Origin of the sequence: Geobacter argillaceus (assembly GCF_007830735.1) — a bacterium.
In the GTDB taxonomy this organism is placed as follows: domain Bacteria; phylum Desulfobacterota; class Desulfuromonadia; order Geobacterales; family DSM-12255; genus Geomobilibacter; species Geomobilibacter argillaceus.
This window is the reverse complement of record NZ_VLLN01000004.1, coordinates 133,677-156,781: the sequence shown is the minus strand read 5'-3', so window position 1 is coordinate 156,781 and position 23,105 is coordinate 133,677. Positions and strand designations below refer to the sequence as shown.

Sequence of the window (23,105 nt, the reverse complement as noted above, 5' to 3'; positions counted from 1 at the left end):
ATTGGGCGCACCAGAAGTAGCGTTGCAGATACCGTCAGCACCTAAGCCCGTTGTTGTATCGGGTACAGATGCCTGATAAGTAACAGTTGCAGCTTGCACCTGTAGCGGCCTGTACCACCCCTCGTACATGAAAACAGAAAGGGCAAAGGTAAACAGCACAATCAGCGCTACCTTTGCCCAAAGATTCATCCCACGAATTGTCTTCGTAAATGTCTTTCCCATGGTGACCTCACCTAAAAAATCAAACAGAAAGAACCCGCCCTAATGCGGCCCGACAAAGGTGCCGCATTAGGGCGCAGAGTGCTACAGTCTGCTGTGGCAGCTATTGCAGTTCACAGTGTCGTTCCACTTGACCGTGTAACCGTTGTGGCAGGATACCGTCGCACAGGTCCCCTGGCCAGCGGAAGCGCCAATGGTAAATGTTGCCTGATTAAGCGACTTCTTGGCGGTATCGTACGATCCGCTGTCAACCTTGTACGTTGTGCGTGCCCAGACCGCAGAGTAGCTGCTGAAGCTGGCATCGCGGATCTGTGCCTTGGACCTGACATTTACCGCGGCAAATATTACATCAACAGAGCCGTTGACATGTGCAGCACGCTTGATGGTCGGAACACGCGATTTAGCGGAGTGGCAAGTAACGCAGATGCTGTTCTTATCGTTGGCGTTCTTGCCGGCCGGATCGGTGGCAACCGTATTGCTATGACAGATGTCGCAGCTGATGATGGTCGCCTGGTTCGGATCGCCGTGAGCGGAGGGCTTGGTCGCTGAACTGTAATAACCGTACTTGCCGCTCACGCCGTTATAGATGTCGTCGTAGTGGATACCGACAGCATGTGCGTTGTGGGCAGGAGAACCGGGCCTGTTAACCGAATCGCTGTTTGGCGAGTTACCGTGACACATGGCGCACCGGTCGCCAGTATACGTACCATACCAGTCAGGGGAGGTAACAAACGTAAGATTGGCTGTAAAACCGGTGCTGTGGCAATAAGCCGCCGAGCAGGTGACCGACACGCCCACATTCTGTTTGTAACCGGCATTGTCTACAGCCACATTGTTCTTCGACTTGAGCGGACCACCGTGAGTATTATTGAGTGTCAACTCGATGTAGCCATTGATGTGATTGGCAGGGTTAATCGGATGGCAGTTGCCGCAGCCGAAGTCATAAGCAGCATCAGTGGTATTATTGGCTGTATTACCGTAGGTTGCAGTCGCAATGGTGGCAACATGCTTCAGGTGAGTTGCGCTCAGGTTCGGATGGCAAAAAGTGCAACCAGCTGTATTAGTGGAACTCCACTGGGGTGAGGTGTAGATCTTGCGACCGTTGCTGTGGCAATAGACATTGCTGCAACTACCAACCACGCGACCGGTCTGCCCTGGGAAAAAGAGGGTGTTGCCTCCGCTGTAACTGCCACTATAGGTTGAAAACGTGACGCTGATGGGGCGCCGCCCTGCGCTGGTTGCATGCTGAAACGGCTTGATCGCTGCAGGGTAATTGTTGTGACAACGGGAACATGCGCCCGTTGTACCACCGAGATAGGTAATATGCTTAGTGTGCGCATTCGAGGTGGGGATGGCATCGTGGCACTTGCTACAAGTCGTCGCATCGGCTGTAGCATATGGCCTGGTACCCCACTGATCGGTTGGCTTGGAGACGAAATGGCAGTTCACGTTCGAACAGGAGGCTGTCTGTGGTACCGATGTCTGGTTGAAGAAGATAGGCTTCCCATAACGCGCCCTGCCAAGTGAGGTTGAAAAGTTATTGAGCGCCGGGTTGACCTGAATCTTGAAGTTGCCCAAGGCCGCGTGACCGGTCGTGTAGTTCTGGTTGTTATGACACTTGACACAATCGTTTGCAGTGGGTGCTGCGCCCAGGTGTGTTTCGTGGTCTCCAAGAAAAGCGCCGGTCGTAGAGTTGCGCAGATTGCTCGCGCCCATGTCGCTGTAAGAATCTTTTGGCTTCAGTATTCCTGTTGTCCGATCGCCGTGACAGTCGTAGCACTGTATCGCAGCTTGAGCGTTACCAGTTATTGCAACGAGCGAAAGTGAAAGGAGCCCGATTATCAGTCCGGTTTTACTGATTACCACTCCGTGACGCTTTTCCATTGTATGCTCCTTATCCAGAACTGAAAACAGAACATTCTTCATACCGATACCCTTTCGTCAGGGGGAGCGGAGCTCCCCCCATAGGCATGCTTACTGCTTTACCGGGCTCCACTTCGGGGTAGGCTGGAAGTGGCAGCTGACGTTGGAACAGGTACCGGTCAGACTGCTGTAGGTAATCGACAGATCTTTGTTGAACTTGTACTTCGTATCGACCACAACATTGACAAATTGAGCTTTAACCGGCGTACCTCCGACGTTGTGTACGGTAGTGACGGTATTGTGACAGGTCACGCAGGAGCCGTAACCGCTACCATTAGTGACAGTGAGGGTCTTCGGCAGGTGGCCTTGAACACTGTGGGCACCGCCGCCACCGGAGTAGTTTTGAAGTTTGGCGGAGGAGTAGTTGCCGCTCACTCCCAGGCCAGCCATAGAGGCAACCGGCGGATAGCCGTGGCAGACACTGCAGCCGCCAACCGGCTGGAAGGCGAAGGTGCCCTTCGGATCCTTGTGCTTGTGACAATTGAGGCACCACTTGCGGTCGTGACCGGTGCCAAGTCCTGAGTAGGTTGCAAACTTCGTCGGGCTGTTGCGATACACGTACGTCCTGGTGTGACAGACCTGGCAGATGCCATGGTACTTCCCGTCAGGCCCGGGGGTCAAAGCAATAAAGCCTGTGGAAAGATTGGTCAAGGTCACACTCATACCGTTGACGACGGTCTTGACCATGGAAACGTTCGTGGTTCCATGGACGTCGTGGCAAGCGGTACACTTGGCTGCCAACTGGTTCGATGCAGCTGACGTGTACTTGGTGAAGGCGGTGTGAGACGGCAGATCGACCTTGGCAACCGGCAGCCCCTTCGCAGACGCAGTGGTATGGCATGAGTTGCAGAGACCGTTGTCGTTGGGGAGCGTCAGGCGCTTCGCCGTCGGGCCGCCGCCGATGTGGGGGTCTGTTTCGTTGTTGGAGTGACAGGCGGTGCACTGATTGCTCAGATTGTAATTGGTCGTTGCCTGGCCATGACCACTCACCGTGAACAACGATTTTACCGGAGCGGTGTATGTACCGAAACCGGCAACCGGCACGACTGATTTCCCATTGAGGTGACACGACTGACAAGTGACCGAGCTGGCCAGTGTCCAGGTTGCACTTGCCGGTGCCGGGTGGCAGGGGGTACAGGCGGTCGTCTGGGTGACCACCTCGACCGTTCCGTCCACATGGGTAGTTCCTGCGCCAGTGGCGGTATAGGGGTGGCACTGCGTACAGGCCGTGCCCAGCTTAGGACCGCTTACCGAGGTAAGGTGTACGGGGTGAGCAAGTGTTGTCGGGGAAGCCGCATGGCAGGATCCGCAGTATGCCGCTCCCTTAACGGTATCGTCCCATTTGGCCGGACGAAGCGGGGCCGTATAGACTTTGTTGCCGTTCACATCACGGGTGATGTTCTGATGGCAGGCATTCGTACAGGTCGCGTCGACACTGTTGAAGGAAGAGGAAACCGCAGCACCCGGAAGAGACGGGCTCAACACTGCGACATCCTTAATGGAGTTTGCATGCTTGGTCCGGTCGATAATCCTGCCCGAGGTATCCACTGTTGCTGAGTGGCAGGTATTACAGTTCTTTCCGGCGTCGGTGACGTGGCGGTAGTGGGCGTTGGTGTTCAGCGTATTGCCATACTCATGGCAGGAGGTACACTCACTCGGTTGGCCGATGATGCTTCCCTTCATGCCAGCCCATGTCGGACTGGTTTTCCAGGCGATAACCCCGCCACGGGGGGCACCGTTACTGTGACAATATACGTTGCTGCAGGACTGCGCGGCACCATTGTAGTCGGCAGGCTTGTTCGGATAGCCGGCCATCTGACCAATTGTGTTGAGCGGATCGATGAAGACGCTCTGGAAGGTATTCGGAGTTGTGTTGTGCACAGCGCCATTGATGCCGTCGTAGTGACACTCCTTGCAGCGGTAGCTGTAGTAGCTTCCGGTACCTGCATGGCTGATGTGGGGAGACGTACCATCATTACCGGTGTAACCGGTTGGTGAACCGCTGGGGCCACCCGTGGTACTGCTCACCGGTGGCTGGCCATGGCAGCCGGTACAGTCCCCGCTAAAGGCAAAACCGCTCGAATGCTGGTGACAGGGAGTGCATGAGCTGTCCTTGGCATTTACAAGATCATGGGTCGAAGGATATTTCGCCTGCACAGCCGGACCCGGAATAGTCTTGTGACAGGACTGGCAGACACCGGTCCCGTCATACTTCTTGAACCACATTGAGGTGGCGCCGTTGAAAACCGCCCGCTGTGAACGAACCGCGCCATACTGGGTGGAGATGTTCATGTAACGGCGGACCAGTTTGGCGTTCGGCCCAACCCCTTCGTCAAAGTAGTCGACATGGGCACTGTGGCAGTCGGCACACTGGACGTTTTGCGATGCGGTATTATGGTTCCGCTCTCTTGTCTCTTTGTGGCAGTTGGAGCAGATGTTCAGGTTGTCAGAAGTCGCGCCACGGAGATCGGTGCGGAGAAGGCTGCCGGCAGAACGGGAGAACCCGGTCGGATTCAGACCAGCGGCGGTACTCCGGTTGTCGAAGGTGGCGCTGTCGGAGTCAGCATAGTGCACGCCGTGGCAGGTGGTACAGACGACATTCCCGTTACTCAGATAGCGACCGAGATCGCTGGTATAGTTGGCCGTGTTCGCGTTCTTGGGGTTTCTGCGGTAGGCGGTAGTATTGTTCTTGTATACGCTCGAATAGTTGCGGCTGATCGGATGGCTGCCAGTCAGTGCCGTCGCAGTGTCGCGGCTCTTGTGACAATCACGGCAGAGAGCATCTCCGGCATTGTCAAGCCGGAGCAGAGGTTTGTTGGTTCCGCTATTGACGCCAGCCTTGATATTGTGGCAGCCGCCGCATGAAAGTCTATCAGCCAGGTATATGTTCGGGTTTTGGGCCGCAGTTACAAGCTGAGGAGATGTTGGTGGTGTCGCCATGGACGGTGCGGCAAAAGGAGCAATTGCCGACCAGTTGTGGCTGTTTTGCGTTCCGGATACCGGACCGTTGCCAAAGCGACTGGATTCCGTAGATGCCTCGATTGGCATCCTTGCGGCAGTTCCACTTACGTTGTGGCAGGTTATACAGGCATTGGATCGCCTTTCAAGCGGGATACCACTGCCTTCGTTCCCCTGCATCGCATGGCAATAGTCGCAAATATCCTGTCCTTCCGGGCTCGCGTGGGGATATAAGAAAGCCTGTGCCCCTGACGCAGCAAGGATTACCACCGTCACCGAAAGTAAGGCTGCAATGATTGACCTTTTCATGGGTACGCTCCTAACAAAGCATATGAAAGCGAATATCTTCAGTCTGTAATGTGTCATCATCTGCACATCCTTACCATGTTTCCAGGGCAAGTGCCTTGCGCAGGATTCTCAGGGCGTCGGAAATGTCGATCTGACCGTTCGGTGTCGGCTTGCCGTTCAGGAATGGGCCAACATCCGCCTGGGCAAACTGGCTCGGGGTCGGTTGTTGGGTACCTGCAATAAAACGAAGGACAAGCATGGCATCGGCAAGCCTTACAACGCCGTCGCCATCCACATCGCCGGTCGGCACACCGGCAACATAGCTCCGGGTGGTGGCATTGCCCGCAGGGTCAGTGGCGGTGAAAGTCAAACTGGTATAGGTTGACGGAAGCGTAGCATGCCAGACCGTTCCATTGTTTGCCGCATTGTAGTTGTCATAGGTAATGGTAACGTTGACCGGCTGTGTGCCATTGGACGCCTGCGCAGTAACTATGGCGCTCGGATCGACATTGCCCATGAGCGCCAGAGGAGCCGGATCAGCCTGGGCCTGGATGGAGAAGTCGGGCTTCTTGGTGTCAACAATGATATTTCTGAACGCCGTTGCTGTCTTGCCAGTGGACGTCGTTACCCTGACCGCAACTACATGGGTCACTTGTGAATTATCGGCATCCGCCACGTTTACCTGGAATGTAAACGCGCCGGTCGCCGTTGTATAACCAGTTAACGTAATGTCGGTAAAGACACCGTCAATCCCGGCTTCCACCTTGGTTGCACCGGCTGATGTCGTGCCGCTGACAGGGATACTGAAGACACCATAAGGCGGTACCGTATTCGGAGACTTGATCGCCTTGTCAGCCCGCGGTGAATTGATGGCAAGATCAACTGCGTAGGGCGACAAGGTGTCGGAGTTTTGCAAAATGGCAAGTTTTTGGACGGCAGTCCTGGTTCCCGAGACGATCTCAACAGGGTATTCATGCAGACCGGCCTGCAGAGTCGGCAGGTTGACAGACCAAGTATTGTCGGGATTGATTGTCGCCGGGGTCCCGAACACCTTCACAGCGGTTGATGGTGAGGAGACCGTCCCGGAGACTGTCGTGCCGGCGGCTGTCTGGTAGCTGTTGTCAGCAGGCGCAGTCAGGGCGGCAGATGCCGGGAAGTCCGTATCCAGAGTAATCGTCCGCGTTACGGAACCGGTATTACCTGCCTTGTCGGTGGAGGAGACAACCAGCGTATTCAGACCGTGGGCCAGCGATACTGGAGCACTGTAGATCACATGACTGGCATCAAGTGTCGCGGTTGCCTGAAGCTGTACCACCGGGGAGCCGTTGAGCGAAACGAAGACCTTGTCGGGGTTTTGATCGACGACAATGCCGGTCACGTTCTGGGTAGGCTCTTTGGCTGTTCCGCCATTCATGACGAACGCAATCTGCGACAGGTCGGGAGGGGTGGTATCGGCCTTGATCAAGGTACTGACAACCGTATCGGTGCGAAACGGTATCCAGGCAGTTGCCTGCAGTGTATTGTCGTTTTCGGCCAACAACACATTGCTGACACACCAGGAGCCGGCTACGACCGGTGCTGTGTAACCGGTACCAGTCGTCGTATTTTTAAGTTCGATCGTGGCGCCAGCTTCGGCAGTGCCACAGACCTGTACATTTTTCGTGTTGACGATATTCGGATTAAAGGGAGTAACGGTTGCCACAACGGCAGTGCCAAGGGTAACAGCTTTGTAAACCGGGTGAGAAGGAGCAACTGAGGTGTTGGCAAAACCGGATTTGGCTGCAGTACAGACGAAATAGTTACCACCGCTGCCATCCAGCAAGGGGATCGAACAGCTCCAGTTGTTGCCGGTAACGCTGCAGGTGTAAGTACCCTGAATCGCGTTGCTCCAGGTATTGGTGCACGACACCGTAGCCCCCAAATCGACAGAGCCGCCGATGTTAATCGGCGAAGCTGTCGTATTATGAGGCAGCCCAACTTCGTTGATAGAAATATACAGTGCAGGTGGCGGCCACACATCTGAGGCCGGCTTGTCTATGCCAAACGCCACCAGGCCGGCCTGATTAGTCTTATCGGAAGCACTTGACACCCATAACGCCTTCAGAGTCTGATCATAATACATGCCCATTGGAAGACGCATGCCACTGCCCGGCACAGCAGTGGCATCAATCGTCTCCAACCAGGTCCCGGTACCGGTGGGATCAACAACAACCACTCTCTGCCGAGCCTTATCGAGCACAAACATCCGACTGAGAGCGGTCGGATTGCCATTCACATCCAAGGTGTAATCAAACGCAACATCCTGCGGAGCCGCAAACTGCATTACGGTTACATCTGCTCCAAGTACCCCCAACGAGCGAACAAAAGCAAAGGGAGTCACACTGCTCTTGGCACTGAAAAACTTAATCCGGCCATTGATCGTATCCACCACGACCACCTGATTGTCGGCTTTATCATAGGCAATACCCACCGGATCGATAAACTGCGTCGCGGTCGACACAACGCCGATTATAGCATCCGAACCGAAACTGTTTGCCGGATATCCCGCCGCATTGACACCGGTGGTAACAGGATTGCCATTAGTGTCGTAGACCTTTACACAGGTATTGCCCACACCATAAAAATTACCGGTATCAACAACATAGATGTAACCCTGTGCGTCCACGACAATACCAGAAGGCTTGTAGAACTCGCCTATTCCGGCACCGAGCCGCGTCAATTCAGAACCGGCCTGGCTATGGATAGCCACATAGTACTGGGGTCCCTGAAACGAGACGATAAGATTGCCGTTGGACTGAACAGCGATACCGACCGGCCGCGCCGCCAGCTGAATGCTGCCGAGACGATTTCCGGCCCGGTCAAACTTGACGATGCTTTTAGCCCAGAAATCGGTAACATACATATTGCCTGTCGCGTCCTGTGCTATTTTCCCGGGAGCCCCCTTGAACGGCACCGAAGGAGTCACCCGCGCCAGGGACTTCACTACCGGCGCGGTTGCGCCTATCGCTGTGCCATTCAGCGAAATGACCGCAAGCAACAGCGAGATGGCGAGAGTCCATACGTCTCTTCTCATGATGGATACCATATGAAAGCCTCCGAGTTTAGTGGAGAAGTCGAATACAGGTCGATGACCGTAGGCATAATGCTGTCAGACTTTGTCGTTGAACTGCAACATCGATGCCCACACCAGAATCATGCACCCCGTCAAAAGTGAACGCGGCCGGACGCCCACGCTTACAAGCCGTCTTATATTTACGGTTCACGCAGCCCATACGGTTTTACTAGAAATTATTCATTTAAGAAAGCCAAATTTCTTCATCCGATAACGAAAGGCGTCTACACCGAGATTAAGTTTTTTGGCGGCCTTGGACTGGTTCCAGTCGTTGTTTTCCAAGGCCTGCCGGATTAGCTCCTTTTCCACCTCTTCGATATCCACCCCCTCGGGAGGAAGCCGGAAGGTGGCCATAGGCACCGACGACATAGAAACAGCAGAACGGGCCGTCACTTCAAGTGGAAGATGATCCACCGACAATGTTTCTTCGTTCCCGAGAATAATGGCTCGTTCCAATACGTTCTTGAGTTCCCGGATATTGCCGGGCCAGGGGTAGTCGACAAGAAGCTTTTCAGCTGCTGGAGAGAGCCCTTTCACACTCTTGCCGAATTCGCGGTTGTACGTATCGATAAAGTGCTGTGCCAGGACCGGTATGTCGTCGCGGCGCTCACGCAGCGGCGGCAGATAGACCGGTATGACCTGCAAGCGGTAGTAGAGGTCATTCCTGAACTCCTTGGCTTCAATGGCTTTAAGGAGATCCTTGTTCGTGGCGGATATAATACGGACATCGACGGGAATCACCTTTGATCCGCCGATGCGACGAAAAGTCCGGTCCTCCAGGAAGCGGAGGAGCTTGGCCTGCATCCCCATCTCCATATCGCCGATTTCGTCCAGAAATACGGTCCCGCCATCGGCTAGCTCGAATAACCCTTTCTTGGTATTTTTGGCATCGGTGAAGGCACCCTTCTCATGGCCGAAAAGCTCGCTCTCCAGCAACGTGGCGGGAACAGCAGCACAGTTTATGGCAATGAACGGCTTTTCGGCCCGATTCGATTTGTAATGAATCCACTTGGCCACCAATTCCTTGCCGGTTCCCGACTCTCCCTGAACAAGGACAGTCGCGGCCTCACTCCTGGCGATCTTGTCCATCATATCCAGGATGGTGCTCATGTGTCGGCCCCGACCAACGATATTGGGCAGACCGACCTTCTTGTGCTCGACCCGAAGGCTCGCCACCTCCCTTCGCAGGTCGGAGGTCTCCAGCGCCTTCTTGATGACAATGGCCATCTCGTCCAGGTTGAACGGCTTGTTCAGGTAGTCGTAGGCACCAAGACGCATGGCGTTGACTGCGGTCTCCAACCCGCCGTGGGCGGTGACCATGATCACAACGATGTCTTCATCGAACTCCTTGACCTTTTCCAGCACTTCCAGCCCGCTCATGCCGGGAAGCTGGATATCGAGAAGAATCAGGTCCGGCTGATCCTCCCGGACAATCCGCAGGGCATCTTCGCCATTGCCGGCAGTAACGACCTCGTATCCCTGTTTTTTCAGATTCTGTTCCAGCGACCAGCGGATGAGATGTTCGTCATCAACAACCAGTATCTTGGTCCTACGCATAAAAGCTCCTTGCTTACAGGTAAAATCCGGTTACTCAACAGAGTCGGTCTGTTTGTGCTCCAGCCGGGCTGCGGGAATTTCGATGGTAAAGACCGTCCCTTTGCCGTCTTCGCTGGAGACCGAAACAATCCCTCCCTGCTGACTGATCAGCTTGTGGCAGATGGCGAGCCCGAGCCCGGTACCCTGGGCCTTGGTCGTAAAAAAGGGAGTGAATATCTTGCCCAGGATCTGCTGCGGGATGCCCGGCCCCGTATCTGCAATGGCAATCCGCACCCACTCCACCCCCTCATGGTCAACGAGATCGGTGCGGATCGTCAGTATCCCACCGTCCTGCATTGCCTGGATGGCGTTGAGAATCAGGTTCAGGAACACCTGCTGTATCTGTTTGATGTCGACAAAAACCGGTGGAAGATCCTCAAGAAGATCGAGTACCTTGTCGATGTGCTTGCCCGAACCACCCCGGTGCTGGGCAGCGAACAGCAGCGTCTTTTTGATGGCCGTGTTCACATCCGCATGGGTAGGCTCCGGGGGAGTCGGTTTACCGAAGAAGAGCAGATCGTTGACGGTTTTGTCCAGCCGCTTGATCTGCTCAAGGACCTCGTAGAGGATCTCCGCACGGGGATCGCCCTGCTCCAAATCGTCCCTGATAATGGTGATGGCCGAAGCAATACCGGTCAGCGGGTTCTTGATCTCATGGGCAATGCCGGCGGCCATCTCCCCAACCGAGGCCAAACGGTCGGCCCGCTCCATCTGGTTGAAATGGTATTGGTCAAGCTCCCGCTTGGCTACGTCCAATCGTTCGATCATCGAGTTGAAGCTGCCGGTCAGCCGGCCGATCTCGTCGTTTGAGACCTGCTCCATCCTGACCGACAGGTCCCCTTTCTCCACCTCGGCCATCTTGTCGACCAGGAGATTGAGGGGGGTTCTGACGAAGCGGAACATGACCATGGAGATGGTAATGGAGAGGAAGGCAATGGTGGCAATGGTAGAGAAGATGAACAGCTTGGTAACTTCGACCTGGCGCTGGCGGGTCTCCTGGAGCGAGTAGTTGATATTGAGAATGCCGATGACCTTGGTCTTGTGACCATGGCAGACATGGCACTGTTCGTCGTTGTAGATCGGCTTCAGCATCCGGAGGACTTCGCCTTTGTCTTCCGAATAGGTGACGCCTTCCTTCCGGTTATTGATATAGAGCTGGTAATCCTCTGCACTTACCGGTTTGCCGACCTCTTCACCGATGGACGACTTCAGCACTACTCCATGGGGATGGAATATCCGCACTCCCAGGAGTTTCTTGTTCTGCCCGACCATCTCCAGGATGATCTTGGTGTCCTCGGTGTTGCCGATGCGCATCGCATTGTAGATACTGCGCTCAATGGTCTGCAGGAGGAGTTCGGTGCTCTCCCTTGCCGCATTGATCAGCTGGGCCTGCTCGCGCTTGAAGTTCTGGAACGCGAAGGGGGTAATACCGAAGGCAAGGAGGGTCATGCAGATGAGAATCACCCGGGATGTCAGACTTTTAAAGAACAACGGGCCTCCTCAGCAGGCATGGAAAGATGGGTCTCAGCGACTCCCCTGAGCTCCCTGACCGCCCGGTTGCTGCGGTGTGCCCGTACCCTTTTTGGTACCGGGCTTCAATGGACTGTAGACGAACTGCCACTCGCTGTACTTGGTCTTTCCCTCGAATTCCGCATACTCCTCGGGAAACCCTCCCTTTCGCAGTGGCTCATCATCACTGGTGCTCGCCACCCCGATGATCCCGCGCACACCGGCCGGGTCCTGGATCACCTTCCATTCCTTGCCGGTAATCGGGTCGAGGTAGAGACGCCTGAGGTAGCGGACCTTGGCAATGGAGCGGGGATCTTTCAGGAGGTCTTTCAGCTCCCGGAGGGGTGTGGCAATATGCTGGCCCGGTCGTGGCTTGTTCCAGCGGATAATGGCCTCACGGATCTGCCCGGCCCTAAAAAACAGCTCCTCTTCCCGCTCCCGCTTCATCACCGTCCGCCAGCTCTGGCCCACGGCTCCCAGCATGATCCCCATGATGACGATCATGACCAGGACCGCAATATAGGTGAATCCCGCATTTGAAGGTGTCCGGGATCTTTTCACGCCTATTTCCTCGCCAGCACCTCGCGGGCCGCGTCAACCAGGTCTTCGGGCATCAGTCCGAAGTATTCGAGCAGTTCTTCGGCCTTGCCCGAGGTGCCGAAGCGGTCTTTGATCCCTACACGGACCAGGGGAGTGGGGAACCGCTCGCCAAGGCACTCGGCAACGGCACCGCCGAGGCCGCCAACAATGGAGTGCTCCTCGGCAGTGACAATGGCTCCCGTTTCCCGGGCAGCGGCCACAATGATCTCCTCGTCGAGCGGCTTGATGGTCGCCAGGTGAACCACCCGGGCCGAGATCCCCCCCTTGGCGAGCTCTTCGGCGGCAGCCAGCGCCTGGGCGGTCATGAGACCGGTAGCGACAAAGGTAAGGTCGGTCCCCTCACGCAGCTGCACCCCTTTGCCAATGGTGAACCGGTAGTCGTTGCCAAATATGGTCGGCACCTTGTTGCGCCCCAGACGGACATACACCGGTCCTTTGTACGCCGCAGCCGCCCGGATGGCCTGTTTGGTCTCCTCTCCGTCGGCCGGCACGATCACCGTCATATTCGGCACCGCGCGGGTAATGGCGATATCCTCGACCGACTGGTGGGAGCCGCCGTCTTCACCGACCGTGACGCCGCTGTGGGTCGCCACGATCTTCACGTTGGCCTTGGGATAGGCAACCGACTGCCGCATCTGTTCCCAGGCCCGTCCAACCGCAAAAATGGCAAAGGTCGAGGCAAACGGAATCTTACCTGCAGCGGCCAGGCCGGCGGCAGTCCCGATCATATTGGCCTCGGCGATTCCCATATTGAAGAAGCGCTCCGGGAACTTCCTGGCAAAGACCGCCGTCTTGGTGGAGCCGGAGAGGTCGGCGTCCAGTACCACCACATCCGCATTCTCCGCGCCGAGTTCGGCCAGCACCTCGCCGTAGGCGTCCCGTGTCGCAATCATTGTGCTCATGCTCGTCCGTATCCTTTCTGGCTAATCAACGATCTTCTCACAGTCCTCGAAACAGCCGAGACATTCCAGCGCCCGCGGCAGCTCCTCGTCTGACGGGGTTACGCCATGGTAGGAGGCCTTGTTCTCGAAAAACGACACCCCTTTTCCCTTGACGGTCCGGGCAACGACCACCGTCGGCGCTCCGGTCAGAGTCTCGGCCCGGTCCAGTGCCCGGAGCACGGCGGCCATATCGTGGCCGTCGATCTCCAGGACATGCCAGCCAAAGGCCCGGAACTTGTCGGCAACCGGGGCAACGTTCATCACCTTCGCCACCTCGCCGTCGATCTGCAGACCGTTACAGTCCACCAGGGCGCAGAGATTGTCGAGCCGGTAATGGGGGGCTGCCATGGCAGCTTCCCACACCTGCCCCTCCTGCAGCTCGCCATCGCCCAGGAGGGCGTAGACCCTGCTGGCCCGGCCATCAAGCTTCATGGCCAGCGCCATGCCGTTGGCCATGGAAAGCCCCTGCCCCAGCGACCCGGTACAGACCTCCACCCCCGGCGTCACCTTGCTGTCCGGATGCCCCTGCAGATGGCTGCCGAGACGGCGCAGCGTCATCAGGTCCTCTTTCGGGAAATAGCCTGCCTCGGCCAATGCCACATACTGAGCCGGTGCCGCGTGCCCCTTGCAGAGGACGAAACGGTCGCGATCGGGCCAGGAGGGCTCCTCCGGCCGATGGCGCATCTTGTGGAAATAGAGGGCAGTAATCATGTCGATGGCCGACAGCGAGCCACCCGTGTGTCCCGATCGGGAGCGGTGAAGCGTCTTCACGATGTCGACGCGGAGTCTTCTGGCCTTTTCGGTCAAGGCCTGAACGGTATCGTTCACCAGAGGGTCCTTTCCTGCACCGGTGTGGTGCGTTACTTCTTCTCACCCGAGGTGAGGAAATCGAAAATGATGTCGTCAAGGCTCTGTTGCGCAGATGTGGATGCAGGCGTGGCGATGGAGAGCGGAAGATCAGCGACAGCAGGGGCGGAAGCAGGTTCGGCAACAGAGGCCGGCGATGCCGTTTTCACTGCTGTCGCAGCCCCCACTTTGCCGGTCAGCCCCAGACGGTCGTCGAGTACGCCGGACTTGAGGCGTCGGAGCATCTCCTTGTGCTGCTCCTTCATCAACTCCTCCACCACCTGTTCAAGGTTGTCCATCTTCACGATGTCGGCGTAACTGGTTTTCTTGGAGGAGATGATGTTGCCGCCCTTGTAGAGGAGGGTAATGATATGGGGGTTGTTGATGCCGCTGTCTTCGGTCTGGATGTGGAACCCTTCCCCCTTGTACACGATATTGTGATTGAAGCCTACGACCATTGTCCGTCCCTGTCCGCCAAATGACGTAATGGTTGCAAATTAGCACACGCATCAAACCGTTGCAAGGGCAAAGCAGCCGCTGACCGCTGGGGGCAAGTCCTGTCCGGCGGCCGCTGTCAACGAGCCAGCAGGGCCTTGATCCGGGCCACCGCCTCCATGGCATCCTTGGCATAGAGATCGGCACCGATCCTGTCGGCGTACTCCTGGGTAACCACCGCTCCCCCCACCATGGTGAAGGTCTTGACGCCGGCATCATTCAGCCTGGCCAGCACGGTTTCCATCTCGGCCATGGTCGTGGTCATCAGGGCCGAAAGACCGACGGCGTCCACCCGCCGGGACACGGCTTCGGCCACGATCCGGTCGGCCGCAACGTTCTTCCCCAGATCGATCACCTCGAAGCCATGGTTCTCCAGCAGGGTACAGACGATATTTTTGCCGATGTCGTGGATGTCCCCCTCCACGGTAGCCATCAGGATTCGTCCGGCACTGACCATCTCCGCCCCTTTCAGCTCCTGCTTCAAACGGGCAAAGGCTGCCTGCATGGTCTCGGCGGACTGCATGACCTGGGGGAGGAACAGTTGGTTCTTTTCAAACCGGCGCCCCACCTCTTCCAGACCGGGCAAGAGCCCTTCGTTGCTCACCGCCATCGGGGTGAGCCCCTCGGCCAACGCCTCTTCGACAAGGGTTGCCACGTTCTCCCGGTCACCATTGATCACCGCCAGGGACAGGCGGCCCCGCACATCCTGCGGCACGGTCCGGGCCGCTGTTGCCGGTGCGTCCGGGAGGGTTCCCGCGTAGGCGGCAATATACCCGGCAGCGTTGACATCGCGGTTGAGAAGCACCATGGCCGACCTGAAGGCGGCCATCATTGCCTCTTCCTTGGGGTTCACGATTGCCGCATCCAGCCCGGCGGCCATGGCCATGGCAAAAAAGGTGGACGAAATGCGCGGCCGGGCCGGCAGGCCGAAGGAGATATTGCTCACCCCCAGCACCGTGTTCACCCCCAGCTGCCTCTTGACCAGGTCGATGGTCCGGATCGATTCCATCGCCTTGGCCTGCTCGGCGCTGACGGTCAGGGTCAGGGCATCGATCACCACGTCAGACCCGGGAATGCCCAGCTCACCCGCAGCTGCCACGATCCGGCCGGCCACGGCCAACCGCTCCTCGGCCGTGGCCGGGATACCCTGTTCATCAAGGGCAAGGCCGATGACCGCGGCCCCATACTTTTTCGCCAGCGGCAGGACCCGCTCCAGGCTCTTCCTTTCACCCGATACCGAGTTGACCAGCACCTTGCCGTCAGCAGACTGCAACCCCCGCTCCAGGGCTTCGGCGCTGGAAGAATCAAGGACCAGGGGTACCTGGACGGAACCGGTGACGCAGAAAACCGCCTGTTCCATGGTCGCGGCTTCGTCGATACCCGGGGTTCCCACGTTCACATCCAGCAGGGTGGCGCCGGCAGCCACCTGTTCCATCGCTTCCCGCCGGATGTAGGAGACCTTGCCGTCCCTGAGTTCGGCCGCGAACCCCTTCTTGCCGGTCGGATTGATCCGCTCGCCGATGATCGCCACCGGATGGCCGCCGCCGATTGCCGCATGGCCGGCCCGGCTGGACAGGAAGGTGATCCCTGCCTGCGGCCCCACGTCGCGCCAGGCCTGGTCACGGCCGGCAAGGGCGTTTTTGATGGCGACGATATGGGTCGGCGTGGTACCGCAGCAGCCGCCGACGATCCGGGTCCCCAACTCCAGAAGCCGGTCGTGGTAGGCGGTCATCTCGTCCGGGGTGCCGGGGAAAATTGTCTTGCCGTCCACCAGAACCGGCAGCCCGGCATTGGCCTGGGCGATGAGCGGCAGACGCGTCACCCGCCGCATGGCCGTGAGGATGTCGTAGATGCCGTCGATCCCAAGACCGCAGTTGGAGCCGACAATATCGGCACCGACCGCCTCCAGGGTGATGGCGGCCGCTTCAGGCGGAGTCCCCAGCACCGAGCGGCCGTTGTTGTCGAAGGTGAGCATGGCGATGACCGGAATACGGGGCGCCACCTCCCGAATGGCAATCACTGCGGCCCGGATCTCCTTGATGTCCAGGAAGGTCTCCAGGGTGATCAGGTCGGCACCGGCCTCGACCAGGGCCGCGGCCTGTTCCCGGAACAGGGCTGCCATCGCGGTAAAGGGCAGGTCGCCCACCGGCTCGACGAAACGGCCCGTCGGGCCGATGGATGCGGCCACATAGGCGTTGTCGCCGGCAGCGGAGCGGGCGATGGCCACGGCAGCACGGTTGATCTCGGCTACCCGATCGGCCAGGCCGAAGTGGGCCAGCTTTTCCCTGGTGCCGCCAAAACTGTTGGTGACGATGATATCGGCCCCGGCCTGCACGTATTCGCGATGAACACCGGCCACCACCTCGGGCATGGTCAGGTTCAACTCCTCGGGCGACTGCCCCGGCTTCAGACCCCGCTCCTGGAGCATGGTCCCCATGGCACCATCCAGGACCAGGACCCGTGAGCGTATGGCTTCCAGAAATTGCTGTTTCATCGGTTCGTTCCTTGTTCCGGTTGTGTATGCTCCAGCTTCGGGTCGGGCACCAGCGGCTGACGCAGGTCGACATGCCCCTTGAGCGTCTGTGCCTCCTGCCCGTCCACCAGGAGTTGGACCTTCTTTATCTGCGGCACATTGGCCGTAACCGTGTTGACAACGGCGTAGACTGCCAGCAGTTCGGCGCTGCTCCCGGCCGGCAGAGCCGCCACAGTCTCTTTCCCCAGGTCGACGCGTGCCGTGTCGCCGATGATCTGTACTCCCCGGACCGTGGCGGCCGGCGGCAGGACCGGTTCCAGGTCGCCGACCGGTCCATTGATCAACTCCTCGACAACCGACAGTGCACACTCCTCCGGCCCCTGGCACGCCTCGATCTCCCGCCCTTCCCGCGCCAGACCGTCCCCTTCGGGGGTAGCGAAAAAGAGCATGACCGACACGGTCCCGGCCTGCTGGGTCTGGGGAGGGACGACGGGCTGCACCCGACGGCTCTCGTACTTGCGCAGCACCAGGAAACCGAGAAAAACAGCCAGAACGATGAAGGCAACAATCAGAAGCCCCGTGCCCCGCCGCTTGCGCCGATTCTTCATGACCTCGCCTCCGCCTGCCGTTCGTCATCCTCCAGGTTGACCTGGTAGACATCACCCAGCCGCCCGCCGAGAAAGCGGTTGCCGACCTTGATGAAACCGGCCGGCACATCGGTGACATAGTAATGGTGGTTTCCCATCTCCGTTGCCGGGCGGAGCAGGCTGCGCTCGGCCAGGATATCGGCCACGGTCCGGGCCGTCTCCTCCGCTGAATCCACCAGGCGGACGTCCGGTCCCATGACTTCGGCAATGACCTTTTTCAGGAGCGGGTAGTGGGTGCAACCGAGCACCAGTGTGTCCACACCTGCATCCCGGAGCGTCTGCAGATAATTAACGGTTGTCAGGCGGGTCACCTCGTTGTCGGTCCACCCTTCTTCCGCCAGCGGCACGAAGATGGGGCAGGGTTGGGTCAGGACCTCGATCTCCGGGGCCAGCCGCTTGATCGCCCTGGTGTAGGCACTGCTCTTGATGGTACCCTCGGTACCGATGACGCCGACCCTGCCGCTCCTGGTAACGGCCACGGCCCGGCGGGCGCCGGGTTCGATCACGCCGACCACCGGAATGGGAAGCTCGGCTTCCAGTGCCTCCAGGGAAACGGCCGACGCCGTATTGCAGGCGACCACCAGGAGCTTGATATCCCGTCGCACGAGAAAACCCGCAATCTGGCGGGCGTAGCGGGTAACGGTCTCCGGCGACTTGGTGCCGTAGGGAACCCGCGCCGTATCCCCCAGATAGATGGTATCCTCCTGGGGAAGGGCCTTGACGATCTCTTTCAGAACCGTCAGCCCCCCAACTCCGGAATCGAATATACCGATGGCTTGCCAGGCCACGCCAACCTCCGCCAGTGCAAGTATTGCGGGTAATAAAAAGAAATTATGGTAGGGGAAGGGTATGCCGATGTCAAGGCATTTGACCCTGAGGGCGGGAATCTCTCCATTGAAAAACCGATGGCTTTATGCTCTAATGCGCCGGTGTGTGCTCAGGCCTTCATCGCCCTTGGCTCCAACCTGGGAGACCGGGAACTAAACCTCCTGCGGGCAGTCGCCGAGGTGGGAAAAATCCGGGAATCCCGGATAATCGCCCTTTCCGGCTTCTATGAAACGGAGCCGGTCGGGCCGGCAGGTCAGGAGAACTATTTCAACGCCGCCCTCTGCCTGGAAACCTCCCTATCTCCCCGGACGCTACTTAACGAACTGCAGCGCATCGAGACCGCCATCTTCAACCGGAAGCGGGATCTGCGTTGGGGACCGAGGAGTATTGACCTGGACATTCTGCTGTATGACGACACAGTGCTTGACGAACCGGACCTGACCGTCCCCCATCCGAGGCTTCATGAACGCAGGTTCGCCCTGACCCCCCTGGCCGAGATCGCACCCGATGCCGTACACCCGCGTCTGGCCAAAACCGTTCAGCAACTGCTGGCAATGCTGCCCCCCGGGGAGCGGGTGACAAGGATCGAGACATGATGAGATTGCTGATCTGGCTTCTGTTGGGGTACGTGCTCTACCGGATCGTCAAGGGATACCTTGTCCAGCGACCGCAGCAGGAGATACCGCCCCGCGGAGAAGAAACCCACCAGGACCCTGTGTGCGGCGTGTATGTCACCGAGGATGACGCCGTCATCGGCAGGGTCGAGGGAGAGCGGATATTCTTCTGCTCCATGGCCTGCCTGGAAAAATACCGAGAACAGCTGGCCCATGCCAGTGTGGAAAAAACAGGAGGAAAACAATGAAGTTTTTTATCGACACCGCAGATGTGAACGAGATCAAGGAAGCCCATGCACTCGGCCTGGTGGATGGCGTCACGACCAACCCGTCGCTCATCGCCAAGTCGGGCCGCAAATTCGAAGAGGTCATCAAAGAGATCACCGGTATCGTTGACGGCCCCATCTCCGCCGAGGTCATTGCCCTCGACCACGCCGGCATGATCAAGGAGGGAACTGCGCTGGCCGCCATCCACGAGAACATCGTGATCAAGGTCCCCATGACCCCCGAAGGGCTCAAGGCGACCAAAGCGTTCTCCGACAAGGGGATCAACACCAACGTCACCCTGATCTTCAGCGCCATGCAGGCCCTGCTGGCAGCCAAGGCCGGGGCCACCTACGTCTCTCCCTTTGTCGGCCGCCTGGACGACATCTCCCATGACGGGATGAACCTGATCGGCGACATCCGTACCATCTTCGACAACTACGGCTATGACACGGAAATCATCGTCGCCAGCGTCCGCAACCCGGTGCACGTGCTGGATGCGGCCCTCATCGGCGCCGACATCGCCACCATCCCCTACTCGGTCATCGTGCAACTGGCAAAACATCCGCTGACCGATGCCGGCATCAAGAAGTTTCTGGAAGACTGGGAAAAGGTCCCCAAATAACCTTGTTGACCAACAGACGCAAAAAGCCCCGGGAGACATCCCGGGGCTTTTTGCGTCTCACCGAAATCAGTACAGCCTACCAGTAAGGATTCTTCTCAACGACATCAATGAGGTCAGCCGGGATCAGTACCACTGCCAGGGTATCGCCGTTACAGACCCGCGTCACCTTCAGGCTGCTGTCAACATGACTCTGGACCGGCACCTTCAGCCAGTTGTCCCCCTCCAGACGATACCCCTTCTCCCGCAGCGTATACAGTTCGTTACGCGACATGCTCAGCATTGTGCCCCCCTGTCATCCCGCCCGGGGCACTCCGCCCCCCCGGATCTGCTTGAAATCACGCATTCCTGCGTCATGGTGAACCTATCGGCTGAACATTTATTAACTTTAGTATTCTCATTATCAAACTGCAGTCGGCAGAAAAATCAGGAGAGCCTGCTTCTTCGCTGCCGCCACACATAGACGGCAATAAGGATGCTGCTGAACAGCACGACCCCGATAACCGCCTGATGGGAGTATTGCATGATCAGCGCCTGTTCCTGACCGATGATATAACCGATCAGAGTAAGGACCGTACACCAGATGCCGGCCCCCAGGAGGGTGTACAACGAGAATTTCCAGTGGTGCATCCCCGCAAGCCCGGCAGGGAGTGAGATAAGGTGTCGAATCACCGGCAGGAGCCGGCCGATGAAGGTGGAGATTTCACCATGGCGGAGAAAGAATGATTCGACCTTGGCGAATTTCTCCTCGGTAATCCAGACGTATTTGCCGTATTTCAGAAGCAGCGGCCGCCCCAGGTAGTGGGACGCAAAATAGTTGGCATAGGCCCCCACCAGGCTCCCAGCGGTGCCGCTCAGAATAGCCACCACGATATTCATCTCCCCCCGATGGGCCAGGTACCCTGCCGGGGGCATGACCAGTTCGCTGGGAATCGGGATAACCGAACTCTCCATGGCCATGAGGAGAAAGATCCCCGGATATCCCATGGCACCAATGGTATTGATCAGCCAGTTGATCGCTTCGTGTATCATCTGAACCCTTCCTTTGCGGCAGTAACCATCGATTGCGTGAAACGTTCGTGCTCGGCGCAAGGAATGTTGACGGGCAGTGTGGTTACCCCTTGCCTGTCGGAGCGCCCTGTAGTAGTGTTAGCGCTATGGGTCCCGTAGCAGCCCAAGCCTCACTGCGCCCGTAGCTCAGCTGGATAGAGTACCTGGCTTCGAACCAGGGTGTCGGGAGTTCGAATCTCTCCGGGCGCGCCAAATATACCAAAAGGTACAAAAATCTTAAATGATTTTAGTACCTTTTTCTTTTTCAGTTGAAATCCACAATCTGCAACCGGAAAAGCCCTTGTTTTCTACTACATAATCGAATTCCTTGAATTAGTAAACAATTCACTTGCTCCCATTATGGGACCAATATATAATTCTTTCGTGCGTGTCATTTCTCGCAAATACCTTAAGGAATTCTGGGAACTACATCCTGACTCACGTCAGCCACTGCAAGCATGGTTGATTGACGTCAAGCGTGCAGAATGGAAATCCCCGCAAAACATCAAAGATGTTTATCGAAATGCCAGTTTTCTGCCGAACAACCGCGTTGTGTTCAATATCAAAGGGAACAGTTTCCGCCTGGTTGTGGTTTTGCAATACACTCACGCTATTCTGTATATCCGCTTTGTCGGTACTCATGGGGAGTATGATAAGATTGATGCTGCAACTATTTGACCGGAGGTACTCAGATGGAAATCAGACCTATTAAAACCGACGCAGACTATCAGGCTGCACTTGAAGAGATTGAGCGTTTGTTCGATGCCGTCCCGGATACCTCTGAAGGTGACAGGCTTGACGTATTGGTTACGCTTGTCGAAGCCTACGAGGATAAGCATGTAAGCATACCCATGCCCGACCCTATCGAGGCTATTCTTTACCACCTGGAAAGCAGGGGCCTGTCACGTCGCGACCTTGAACCTTGTATCGGCAGCCGGGCACGGGTATCGGAAGTGCTTAATCGTAAACGTCCCCTGACTATGGAAATGGTCAGGAAGCTTCATAGCATTCTTGGCATCCCACCGGATATTCTGATTCAGCCGTATCACTTATTCAAAGACGCAGCGTAACACCTCTTCGGCTAACATTCCATATTTACAGCAATTTCCCAGTTCGCATTTTCATGCTGATTGGCGCGCCAATAAAAACAATAGTTACGGCTGATGCCGAACCCTTTTTGCGTATCAATTCTCTTCGCTGGTGCCGTTTCAGCCATCTTTGCGCGGCACATCTTAATGATGATTGTCCGAACTTGCCACCCCGAATCATGGAGGATTCAGTGGCGCTATGCGCTTGCCGGAATAGTCACGATCGACCAGCAATAAACTTCAGGGAGGCAACAAATCATGCATAACTCAACATTTACCGTAGCGAGAGACAATCGCTATTTCGAGGATTATGCGGTCGGCTCGATTTACGAGTTCGGCACCATAGCGGTCACGGAAGCGGAAGTAATCGACTTTGCCAGGCGATACGACCCCCAACCGTTCCATACCGATCCCGAAGCGGCGAAAGACACCCCCTTCGGCGGTCTCATCTCCAGTGGCTGGCTCACCGCCGGACTGATGATGCGGCTTCTGGTTGACAACTATGTCTCCAGTGTAGCGAGCCTCGGGTCGCCAGGGGTGAAGGAGCTGAAATGGCTCAAACCTGTGCGGCCGGGTGATGAGCTGTCCATCAGGGTGACCATTCAGGAGGCACGGCGCTCCAGATCAAAACCCGACAGGGGCATGGTCGGCATTTCTGTCGACGTGCTGAACCAGAAAAAGGAGGTAGTGATGACCATGCAGTCGGTGGGGATGATTCTCTGCCGGAAAACGGCTTGACGCAAAAAAGGGATAGTCCGGATGGGGCCGTGTGGAACGACCTCCAGCAGTTCCCGCTGGTCCTCCCGCGAGATGGGAGAGATGAGGAGGTCATCGAGAATCAGGACTTCGCACTTTACCACGGGAGCCATCAGTTTGTGGTAACGGCCATCATGCCTGGATACGGCGATTTCCCGCAGGAGTTTCGGCAGTCTCTGGTACAGCACGGAGTAGCCGTCCCGGCAGGCTTTCTGTGCCAGAGAATTTATCGATGTAATGCTCTATCATTTTGAAAGCTCCGAAATTGCCGTTTCC

The 23,105-nt window shown here is 57.3% G+C and carries 20 protein-coding genes, 1 tRNA gene and 1 pseudogene; 7 read left to right on the top strand and 15 right to left on the bottom strand.

Going from position 1 to position 23,105, the window contains the following annotated elements:
* Nucleotides 1–303: 303 nt before the first annotated feature.
* From JN12_RS04845 to murI, 12 genes are all read right to left on the bottom strand, one after another.
* A complete protein-coding gene (locus tag JN12_RS04845; protein ID WP_170241846.1) occupies nucleotides 304–2,103 on the bottom strand; it encodes a CxxxxCH/CxxCH domain c-type cytochrome in 1,800 nt (599 codons plus the stop codon).
* A 90-nt stretch (nucleotides 2,104–2,193) separates the two neighbouring features.
* Nucleotides 2,194–5,409, bottom strand: a complete 3,216-nt coding sequence (locus JN12_RS04840) for a cytochrome c3 family protein (protein WP_170241845.1) — start codon at nucleotides 5,407–5,409, stop codon at nucleotides 2,194–2,196.
* A 70-nt stretch (nucleotides 5,410–5,479) separates the two neighbouring features.
* Nucleotides 5,480–8,473, bottom strand: coding sequence for a hypothetical protein (locus JN12_RS04835; RefSeq protein WP_145018996.1), 2,994 nt, complete (start codon nucleotides 8,471–8,473; stop codon nucleotides 5,480–5,482).
* A 207-nt stretch (nucleotides 8,474–8,680) separates the two neighbouring features.
* Nucleotides 8,681–10,057: a sigma-54-dependent transcriptional regulator gene (locus tag JN12_RS04830; protein WP_145018993.1), complete on the bottom strand. Its 1,377-nt coding sequence runs from the start codon at nucleotides 10,055–10,057 to the stop codon at nucleotides 8,681–8,683.
* A 30-nt stretch (nucleotides 10,058–10,087) separates the two neighbouring features.
* Nucleotides 10,088–11,587, bottom strand: a complete 1,500-nt coding sequence (locus JN12_RS04825) for a HAMP domain-containing sensor histidine kinase (RefSeq protein WP_145018990.1) — start codon at nucleotides 11,585–11,587, stop codon at nucleotides 10,088–10,090.
* 33 nt (nucleotides 11,588–11,620) lie between these two features.
* Complete coding sequence (locus JN12_RS04820; RefSeq protein ID WP_246125750.1) at nucleotides 11,621–12,166, bottom strand: type II secretion system protein; 546 nt, start codon at nucleotides 12,164–12,166, stop codon at nucleotides 11,621–11,623.
* A gap of 2 nt (nucleotides 12,167–12,168) precedes the next feature.
* Nucleotides 12,169–13,107 (bottom strand): transketolase family protein, encoded by a 939-nt coding sequence (locus tag JN12_RS04815; RefSeq protein WP_145018987.1) that lies wholly within the window; start codon nucleotides 13,105–13,107, stop codon nucleotides 12,169–12,171.
* A 21-nt stretch (nucleotides 13,108–13,128) separates the two neighbouring features.
* The gene (locus JN12_RS04810; protein ID WP_407925372.1) at nucleotides 13,129–13,974 is read right to left on the bottom strand and encodes a transketolase; all 846 of its coding nucleotides are present in this window, start codon (nucleotides 13,972–13,974) and stop codon (nucleotides 13,129–13,131) included.
* 32 nt (nucleotides 13,975–14,006) lie between these two features.
* Nucleotides 14,007–14,450 (bottom strand): hypothetical protein, encoded by a 444-nt coding sequence (locus JN12_RS04805; protein ID WP_145018979.1) that lies wholly within the window; start codon nucleotides 14,448–14,450, stop codon nucleotides 14,007–14,009.
* A gap of 116 nt (nucleotides 14,451–14,566) precedes the next feature.
* A complete protein-coding gene (locus JN12_RS04800; RefSeq protein WP_145018976.1) occupies nucleotides 14,567–16,981 on the bottom strand; it encodes a homocysteine S-methyltransferase family protein in 2,415 nt (804 codons plus the stop codon).
* Complete coding sequence (locus JN12_RS04795; protein WP_145018973.1) at nucleotides 16,978–17,568, bottom strand: GerMN domain-containing protein; 591 nt, start codon at nucleotides 17,566–17,568, stop codon at nucleotides 16,978–16,980. The genes JN12_RS04800 and JN12_RS04795 overlap by 4 nt, the downstream gene beginning before the upstream one ends.
* Entirely contained in the window at nucleotides 17,565–18,395 is an 831-nt protein-coding gene (murI, locus tag JN12_RS04790) for a glutamate racemase (RefSeq protein WP_145018970.1), read from the bottom strand. Before murI ends, JN12_RS04795 begins: the two co-directional genes overlap by 4 nt.
* A gap of 117 nt (nucleotides 18,396–18,512) precedes the next feature.
* Here murI and folK point away from each other — a divergent pair, with 117 nt between their 5' ends.
* Genes folK through fsa form a run of 3 tightly spaced genes read left to right on the top strand, consistent with a single transcriptional unit; the run spans nucleotide 18,513 to nucleotide 19,938 of the window.
* On the top strand, nucleotides 18,513–19,031 hold the full coding sequence (folK, locus tag JN12_RS04785; protein ID WP_407925371.1) for a 2-amino-4-hydroxy-6-hydroxymethyldihydropteridine diphosphokinase: 519 nt from the start codon (nucleotides 18,513–18,515) through the stop codon (nucleotides 19,029–19,031).
* Nucleotides 19,028–19,297: an eL24 family ribosomal protein gene (locus JN12_RS04780; protein WP_246125749.1), complete on the top strand. Its 270-nt coding sequence runs from the start codon at nucleotides 19,028–19,030 to the stop codon at nucleotides 19,295–19,297. Before folK ends, JN12_RS04780 begins: the two co-directional genes overlap by 4 nt.
* A complete protein-coding gene (gene fsa / locus JN12_RS04775) occupies nucleotides 19,294–19,938 on the top strand; it encodes a fructose-6-phosphate aldolase (protein ID WP_145018967.1) in 645 nt (214 codons plus the stop codon). The genes JN12_RS04780 and fsa overlap by 4 nt, the downstream gene beginning before the upstream one ends.
* A 76-nt stretch (nucleotides 19,939–20,014) precedes the next feature.
* On the opposite strand, the gene JN12_RS04770 is transcribed toward fsa, so the two are convergent.
* Nucleotides 20,015–20,218 (bottom strand): hypothetical protein, encoded by a 204-nt coding sequence (locus tag JN12_RS04770; protein ID WP_145018964.1) that lies wholly within the window; start codon nucleotides 20,216–20,218, stop codon nucleotides 20,015–20,017.
* Nucleotides 20,219–20,361: 143 nt separating this feature from the next.
* Nucleotides 20,362–20,967, bottom strand: coding sequence for a DedA family protein (locus JN12_RS04765; protein ID WP_407925370.1), 606 nt, complete (start codon nucleotides 20,965–20,967; stop codon nucleotides 20,362–20,364).
* Nucleotides 20,968–21,121: 154 nt separating this feature from the next.
* Between JN12_RS04765 and JN12_RS04760 the strand changes: the two genes are divergently transcribed.
* The 4 genes from JN12_RS04760 (at nucleotide 21,122) to JN12_RS04745 (ending at nucleotide 22,811) form a co-directional block, all read left to right on the top strand.
* Nucleotides 21,122–21,198 (top strand) — tRNA-Arg (locus tag JN12_RS04760).
* Between the two features lie 171 nt (nucleotides 21,199–21,369).
* A complete protein-coding gene (locus JN12_RS04755) occupies nucleotides 21,370–21,663 on the top strand; it encodes a type II toxin-antitoxin system HigB family toxin (protein ID WP_145018961.1) in 294 nt (97 codons plus the stop codon).
* Nucleotides 21,664–21,677: 14 nt separating this feature from the next.
* Nucleotides 21,678–22,055 (top strand): helix-turn-helix domain-containing protein, encoded by a 378-nt coding sequence (locus tag JN12_RS04750; protein ID WP_145018958.1) that lies wholly within the window; start codon nucleotides 21,678–21,680, stop codon nucleotides 22,053–22,055.
* A 276-nt stretch (nucleotides 22,056–22,331) separates the two neighbouring features.
* Nucleotides 22,332–22,811, top strand: a complete 480-nt coding sequence (locus tag JN12_RS04745) for a MaoC family dehydratase (protein WP_145018955.1) — start codon at nucleotides 22,332–22,334, stop codon at nucleotides 22,809–22,811.
* Nucleotides 22,812–22,858: 47 nt separating this feature from the next.
* Here the strand turns inward: JN12_RS04745 and JN12_RS20970 are convergent.
* A pseudogene (locus JN12_RS20970) lies at nucleotides 22,859–23,050 on the bottom strand (ATP-binding protein); the annotation flags it as partial.
* Between the last annotated feature and the right edge of the window lie 55 nt (nucleotides 23,051–23,105).